The organism is Leifsonia aquatica H1aii (assembly GCF_000633535.1).
Taxonomy (GTDB): domain Bacteria; phylum Actinomycetota; class Actinomycetes; order Actinomycetales; family Microbacteriaceae; genus Leifsonia; species Leifsonia aquatica_A.
The window spans coordinates 438,974-445,248 of sequence record NZ_AYMR01000007.1; the positions used below are offsets into that span (position 1 = coordinate 438,974).

Genomic DNA, 6,275 nt, shown 5'->3' on the forward strand with positions numbered 1-6,275 from the left:
AATTCTTTACGTGCGCGCAACATTTCGTCGCTCATCCGCGCACACGGACACGGAATCCGTCGCGAGGGGTGCGGCGGGGCTATTCTGCGCGCAGGCGCATCCGTTCCTGATCGATCGACGACAGCGCGACCTGCAGCGAGCGGCGGAGGTCGGCCTCCGTCTGGTCGGTCCGCGCCAGGCGCGACGTGAGCTCGGCCTTCTCGCGCAGCAGGTCGCGGTCGATCAGCCCGTCCAGGATCGAGCGGGCGTAGCGGCCCAGGTCGTCCCCCGCCTGCGGCAGCGCCGCGACGGCGAGACCGTTGACCGTCGGCGCGTACGCGAGGGGGACTTCGGCGAGCACTCGGTCCACCCAGCCGGGCTCCGTCATCGTCGTCAGCTGCGTCGCGATGGCGTCTCGGACGACCGCGTGGGTCGGGTTCACGAACGGCACCTGCACGGCACGGGAGGCGCGCTCGAGCCCGATCTCGCCCGGCAGCTGCAGCAGCACCATCAGGCACTCGCGCTCGGTGCGCTGGGTCGGATCGCTGGGGTCGACCGACGGGACCGCCACGGTCGCGGGGCTGCCGTCGCGGGCGCCCTGGTCGGACGTTCCGGCGGTGCCGCTCCCCCGGCCCTGCTGGTCGCCGCGTGCACCGCGCTGCGCGGAGCGCACCGCACGCAGCGCGTCCTGGAGATCCGCGCCGGAGAGCCGCGCCAGCTCCCGGGTGTATCCGTTCTGCGAGGCGGGATCGCGGATGGAGGCCACGATCGGGGCACCCGCGCGGAGGGCCCCGGATCGCCCTTCGACGCTGTCCAGGTCGAAGCGCTCGACCACCTGCCGGATCATGAACTCGAACATCGGCTTCTTCGCGTCGATCATCCGACGCACGGCGTCGTCGCCCTTCGCCAGCCGGAGGTCGCACGGGTCGAGTCCGTCCGGGCCGACGGCGACGTACGTCTGGGCCGAGAAGCGCTGCTCCTCGCCGAAGGCGCGGGTCGCGGCCTTCTGGCCGGCCGCATCGGGGTCGAAGGTGAAGATCACCGAGCCCTGGCTGGTGTCGTCGCCCATCACGCGCCGGATCACCTTGATGTGGTCGACGCCGAACGACGTCCCGCAGGTGGCCACGGCCGTCGTGATCCCGGCCAGATGGCAGGCCATCACGTCGGTGTAGCCCTCGACCACCACGACCTGGTCGTTGCGGGAGATGTCCCGTTTCGCCAGATCGAGGCCGTAGAGCACCTGGGCCTTCTTGTAGACGGCCGTCTCGGGTGTGTTCAGGTACTTCGGGCCCTTGTCGTCGTCCAGGAGGCGCCGCGCGCCGAATCCGATGGTCTGCCCGGTGACGTCGCGGATGGGCCAGATCAGCCGGCCGCGGAAGCGATCGTAGATCCCGCGGTCGCCCTGCGAGACGAGCCCGGCCGCGACGATCTCGTCCTGTGTGAAGCCTTTGCCGCGCAGGTGCTTGGTCAGCTCGTCCCAGCTCTTCGGCGCGAAGCCGACGCCGAAGTGCGCGGCCGCCTCCGAACCGAAACCCCGTTCGCCGAGGAATCGTCGGCCGGGATCCGCATCGGGTGCGGTCAGCCGGTCCTGGAAGAACTCCTCGGCCGCACCGTTCGCTGCCAGCAGGCGTGCCCGGTTGGGGCCGCTGCTCTCCGCCGGTCCGCCGCCCTCCTCGTAGTGCAGCTGGTAGCCGATGCGGCCGGCGAGGCGCTCGACCGCGTCGGTGAAGGAGACGTGGTCCATCTTGAGCAGGAACTCGTAGACGTCGCCGCCTTCACCGCAGCCGAAGCAGTGGTAGCGGCCGACGCCCGGCCGCACGTAGAAGCTCGGGCTCTTCTCGTCGTGGAACGGGCAGAGGCCCTTGAGCGCGCCGACGCCGCCCGTCTTCAGGCTCACGTAGTCGCCGATGATGTCGGCGATGTTGGTGCGTGACTTGACCTCTTCGATGTCGCTCTGTCGAATCCGGCCTGCCATACGTCGAGTCTAGTGAGCCGCACCGACTCCGTTCGCGCTCCGGGTGGAACCGGGCCCGCTCAGTCGCGCGGCGGGCGCCGTCGGCCGCGCGTGTTCTGGGCGATCTCGATGATCGCCACGAACACCTCGATACCCACCCGCAGCAGCAGTACGGCGAGGATCGCCGCCACCAGTGTGACGAGCACTCCGAGCAGGAAGGCGAACGCCCCCGCCGGGGACTGCGTCGACACCGCGATCGCGAGGCTCTGCGAGAAGCCCACCAGGATGCCCAGCGCGATCAGCACCAACCCGACCACGTAGACCGGGCCGGCGAGCCGTCGGGTCACGTAACTGGTGAAGGTGAAGTCGAACAGCGCCGAGAAGAAGCGCGAGTCGTCGAGGCGATCCGCCAGCTCGACGACGCTGCGCCGACGGGCCTCCTCCGTCCGCGGGTCGCTGTCGCCGGGCGGCGGGACCGCGCCCGCCGGGGCCGCGGTCGAGTGGGCCGGGGTCGAGGAGGCCGGGGTCGAGGAGGCCGGGGTCGAGGAGGCCGCGGTCGAGGGGGCCGGGGCGGAAGGCGCTGCTGCCGCAGCCGCGGCGGCGGGGACAGCCGTCCCGACGGGGCCGGCACCATCGGAGGTCACGGCTGTCGCGGTCTCGACGCTCGCACGCGCCGTTGCAGGGTCGACCGCGGCGGACGGGGCGGCTCCCGCCTTTCCGGCGGACGGCGCCCTCGTCGCTGCGGATGTCGTCGTGGCAGCGGCCGTCGTCGGCGCCGTCACCTCCAGGATCTGCGTCTCGGCGGTCTCAGCGGCCTCGTCGTCACCGGCGAGTTCGCTCGTGGGTGTGCGCGGTGGCGTGGCGAGCGGGGTCGCGGCACCCAGCGTCGCATCCATGATGCCGGGGGCTTCGCCGATCGGCGACGGCGGCGCCGCTTTGGGCGCGCGTTTGCGGGGTGTCGTCGACTTCGCGGCGGGGGTACGGGCAGCCGTAGTGCGGGCGGCGGGCTTGCGCGCGGGCACCTTCTTCGCGGGCGCCGGGATCGCCTCCTGCGCCGTCTCCTCCGCGGCGGCCGATCCGGCATCGGCGGCGGCCGATCCGGCATCGGCGGCGTCCGCGGTCGGCTCGGCCGGGACGGGCGCGGTCGCCTCGTCCGGGCGGTCGCCGTCCGACGGGGGCTGTGGGGTGCTCATTGATGTCCTTCCGATGCCGTAGCCTCCAGCATTCTGCACCTCGCGCGGGTATACAAGCCCGCGCGCCGCGTCAGTGCTGAACGAGTCGTTCGAACCAGCTGAGAGCGGACTGGTCGGTGAGGCTCGCCACCTGGTCCACGATGACGCGCTTGCGCTGCGCGTCGGTCTCGGCGAGGCGCCAATCCTCCGCGAACCCGGGGTCGAGGGCCGTCTCGCCGCGCTCATACAGTGTGTCCGCCAGCCCGGTGAGGATCTCGCGCTGCTGGGCGTAGATCGGCTGCCGTGTGTTGCGCGACATCACGAAGGTCGCCACGATGCCCTTGAGCACGGCGATCTCGGCCCGGATCGCATCCGGCACGACGACGTCGGCACCGAAGCGGACGAGCCCGCTGCTGCCGGACGCCTCCTTGGTCGCGTGGACCGCGGCGTGGGCGAAACGGCCGATCAGCTGGCTGGTGAGGTTCTTCAGGTGGGCCTGGGCGCGGCGGCTGCCGTCCCAGGTCTCGAGCCAGATGTCGAGGCTGTCGAGCCGGTCGAAGGCGGCGATCAGGTCGTCGTGGCCGATCTCGCCGCCGACCCATTCGTACATGGACCGGACGAGGTCGTCGTGGTCGACGCGGCTGCCGAGCGCAGCGACGTCGATGTACCCGTTGACGATCGCGTCCTCGAAGTCATGCACCGAGTACGCGATGTCGTCGGAGAGGTCCATCACCTGCGCCTCGATGCACTGCTGGCGGTCGGGCGCCCCGTCGCGCAGCCAGGCGAACACCGGCTCGTCGTCGGCGTAGAAGCCGAACTTGGCCCGACCGCTCGGGTCGGCCACGGACGTCGTCTCGGGCCAGGGGTACTTGCAGCTGGCGTCGAGGCTCGCCCGTGTGAGGTTGAGCCCGTACGGGTGGCCGTCGCGGCCGAACACCTTCGGCTCCAGCCGGGTCAGCAGCCGCAGCGTCTGAGCGTTGCCTTCGAATCCGCCGATGTCGGCCGACCATGCGCTCAGCGCCCGCTCCCCGTTGTGGCCGAACGGCGGGTGCCCGATGTCGTGGGCGAGGCAGGCCGTGTCCACGATGTCCGGGTCGAGCCCCAGGCTCGCCGCCAGCTCGCGACCAACCTGGGCGACCTCGAGGGAGTGCGTGAGCCGGTTGCGGGCGAAGTCGAGCCCGGCCGTGGGGCTCAGCACCTGGGTCTTCGCCGCAAGGCGGCGCAGTGCGCTGGAGTGCAGCAGCCGTGCCCGGTCCCGCGCGAAATCGCTGCGGCGGCTGGAGTGGTGCTCCGGCATCCAGCGATCGCGATCGCGTTCGGTGTAGCCGAGGTCGTCGGCCGGGCCCCCCGCGTGCAGAGCCCCGTGGGCGATCGCGCTATCCACCACTGTTGTGCACCTCTGCTTCTGCCACCTCGGCGCGCTGCGCGCCGTCGACCTCGCGGCTGTCGAGCCAGCCGTCGGGCAGCGCCGTCCGCTTCGGCGAACCGGCACGGCCGCGCTGTCCCTCCGCCGCCTCGCCCGGGTACTCCTGGTCGCCGTCGAGCGTCGCCAGAAGATCGTCCAGATGCGCCAGGGTGTCGACCGTCGCCAGGCTGGCCCGCAGGTCGCCTCCCACGGGGTACCCCTTGAAGTACCACGCGACATGCTTGCGGATGTCGCGGCACCCCCGCTCCTCACTGTCGAAGAACTCGACGAGCAGCTCGGCGTGGCGCCGGAACGCCGCCGCCACCTCCCCCAGGGACGGGTGCGCGAGCGCGTGCTCCGCCTCCTCGGCCGAGATCAGCCCGGCCCGGGCGTGGAAGGCCGCGGCGAGGTCGCCGAACAACCAGGGGCGCCCGAGGCAGCCGCGCCCGACCACGACACCGTCGCAGCCCGTCTCGTCGACCATGCGGATCGCGTCAGCGGCCGACCAGATGTCGCCGTTGCCGAGCACGGGCACCGAGGTGATCGTCTCCTTGAGCGTCGCGATCGCCGACCAGTCCGCGTGGCCCGAGTAGAACTCGCTCGCCGTGCGCGCGTGCAGCGCGATGGAGGCGACGCCGGCGCCCTCGGCGGCCTTGCCCGCCTCCAGGTAGGTGAGGTGATCGCCGTCGATGCCCTTGCGCATCTTCACGGTGAGCGGGATGTCGCCGGCCGCCGCGACGGCACCCTCGACGATCTCACGGAACAGACCGAGCTTCCACGGCAGCGCCGCTCCCCCGCCCTTGCGGGTGACCTTCGGCACCGGGCAGCCGAAATTGAGGTCGATGTGGTCGGCGCGGTCTTCGGCGACGAGCATCGTGACGGCCTCGCGGACCGTCACCGGGTCGACGCCGTAGAGCTGAATGGAGCGCGGCGTCTCCGACTCGTGGTGCGTGATGAGCCGCAACGACTCCGGGGTGCGCTCGACGAGCGCGCGGGAGGTGATCATCTCGCTGACGTAGAGGCCCGCTCCGTACTCGCGGCAGAGACGCCGGAACGCGGTGTTCGTGATTCCGGCCATCGGCGCGAGCACGACGGGCACGTCGAGGGCCAGCGGACCGATGGTCAGCTGGGGCGCGTGGCTTAGGGTGGCGGTGGTAGACATCTGATCCGATTCTCCCAGAAAGCGTGCTGAACCATGGCCGAGAGCCCGGAAACCGTGGAGAACGGCGCTTCGAGCGCCCCTGTGGAGGGCGGTCGCACCCGCGCCGAGGCCGATGCGGCCTCCCGGGGTGTGCCCATCGAGATCGTCGAACGTCCCGCGGCGGGCAGCCTGGAGGAGGCCGCCGCGCTGCTGGGCGTCGCTCCCGGCGACATCGTCAAGACGCTCGTCGTGAAGCGCAGCGACGACACGTTCGTCTTCGCTCTCGTCCCCGGCGGGCGCAAGATCTCCTGGCCCAAGCTGCGCGGACTGTTGCAGGTGAACAAGCTCCAGCTCCCGGACGCCTCGGTCGCCCTCGCCGCCACCGGCTACGAGCGCGGCACCATCACCCCGTTCGGGAGCACCACCGCGTGGCCGGTCGTCGCCGACGCCACCATCACGGGCCGCCGCGTCGCCCTCGGCGCCGGTGAGCACGGCTACTCCCTCTTCGCGGACGCCGACGACATCATCCGCGCCTACGCCGCCACCGTCGCCGACATCACCGACCCCGAATAGCCACCCCACCCCACCCCGTCCCGCCCGATCTATCTGTCACGACACGCCGTC

Annotated in this window: 5 protein-coding genes; 1 reads left to right on the forward strand and 4 read right to left on the reverse strand. The window is 71.5% G+C overall.

Translation table 11 applies throughout. The features are described from left to right. Nucleotides 1-79 precede the first annotated feature (79 nt). The 4 genes from dnaG to dusB all read right to left on the reverse strand — a co-directional run bounded on the left by dnaG (nucleotide 80) and on the right by dusB (nucleotide 5,672). Entirely contained in the window at nucleotides 80-1,954 is a 1,875-nt protein-coding gene (gene dnaG / locus U870_RS0107665) for a DNA primase (protein WP_025156819.1), read from the reverse strand. A gap of 59 nt (nucleotides 1,955-2,013) precedes the next feature. Continuing rightward, the gene (locus U870_RS0107670) at nucleotides 2,014-3,126 is read right to left on the reverse strand and encodes a DUF4282 domain-containing protein (protein ID WP_025156820.1); all 1,113 of its coding nucleotides are present in this window, start codon (nucleotides 3,124-3,126) and stop codon (nucleotides 2,014-2,016) included. A 70-nt stretch (nucleotides 3,127-3,196) separates the two neighbouring features. After that, the gene (locus U870_RS0107675) at nucleotides 3,197-4,489 is read right to left on the reverse strand and encodes a deoxyguanosinetriphosphate triphosphohydrolase (RefSeq protein WP_430623521.1); all 1,293 of its coding nucleotides are present in this window, start codon (nucleotides 4,487-4,489) and stop codon (nucleotides 3,197-3,199) included. Then, nucleotides 4,482-5,672, reverse strand: a complete 1,191-nt coding sequence (gene dusB, locus U870_RS0107680; RefSeq protein ID WP_025156822.1) for a tRNA dihydrouridine synthase DusB — start codon at nucleotides 5,670-5,672, stop codon at nucleotides 4,482-4,484. The genes U870_RS0107675 and dusB overlap by 8 nt, the downstream gene beginning before the upstream one ends. A 33-nt stretch (nucleotides 5,673-5,705) precedes the next feature. Here dusB and U870_RS0107685 point away from each other — a divergent pair, with 33 nt between their 5' ends. Further along, the gene (locus U870_RS0107685) at nucleotides 5,706-6,224 is read left to right on the forward strand and encodes an aminoacyl-tRNA deacylase (RefSeq protein ID WP_052357593.1); all 519 of its coding nucleotides are present in this window, start codon (nucleotides 5,706-5,708) and stop codon (nucleotides 6,222-6,224) included. The last annotated feature ends 51 nt before the right edge of the window (nucleotides 6,225-6,275 follow it).

Excerpts from the sequence above, each read along its gene's own strand:
- dnaG (WP_025156819.1), bottom strand. The coding sequence starts at position 1,954 with ATGGCAGGCCGGATTCGACAGAGCGACATCGAAGAGGTCAAGTCACGC.
- U870_RS0107670 (WP_025156820.1), bottom strand. The coding sequence starts at position 3,126 with ATGAGCACCCCACAGCCCCCGTCGGACGGCGACCGCCCGGACGAGGCG.
- dusB (WP_025156822.1), bottom strand. The coding sequence starts at position 5,672 with ATGTCTACCACCGCCACCCTAAGCCACGCGCCCCAGCTGACCATCGGT.
- U870_RS0107685 (WP_052357593.1), top strand. The coding sequence starts at position 5,706 with ATGGCCGAGAGCCCGGAAACCGTGGAGAACGGCGCTTCGAGCGCCCCT.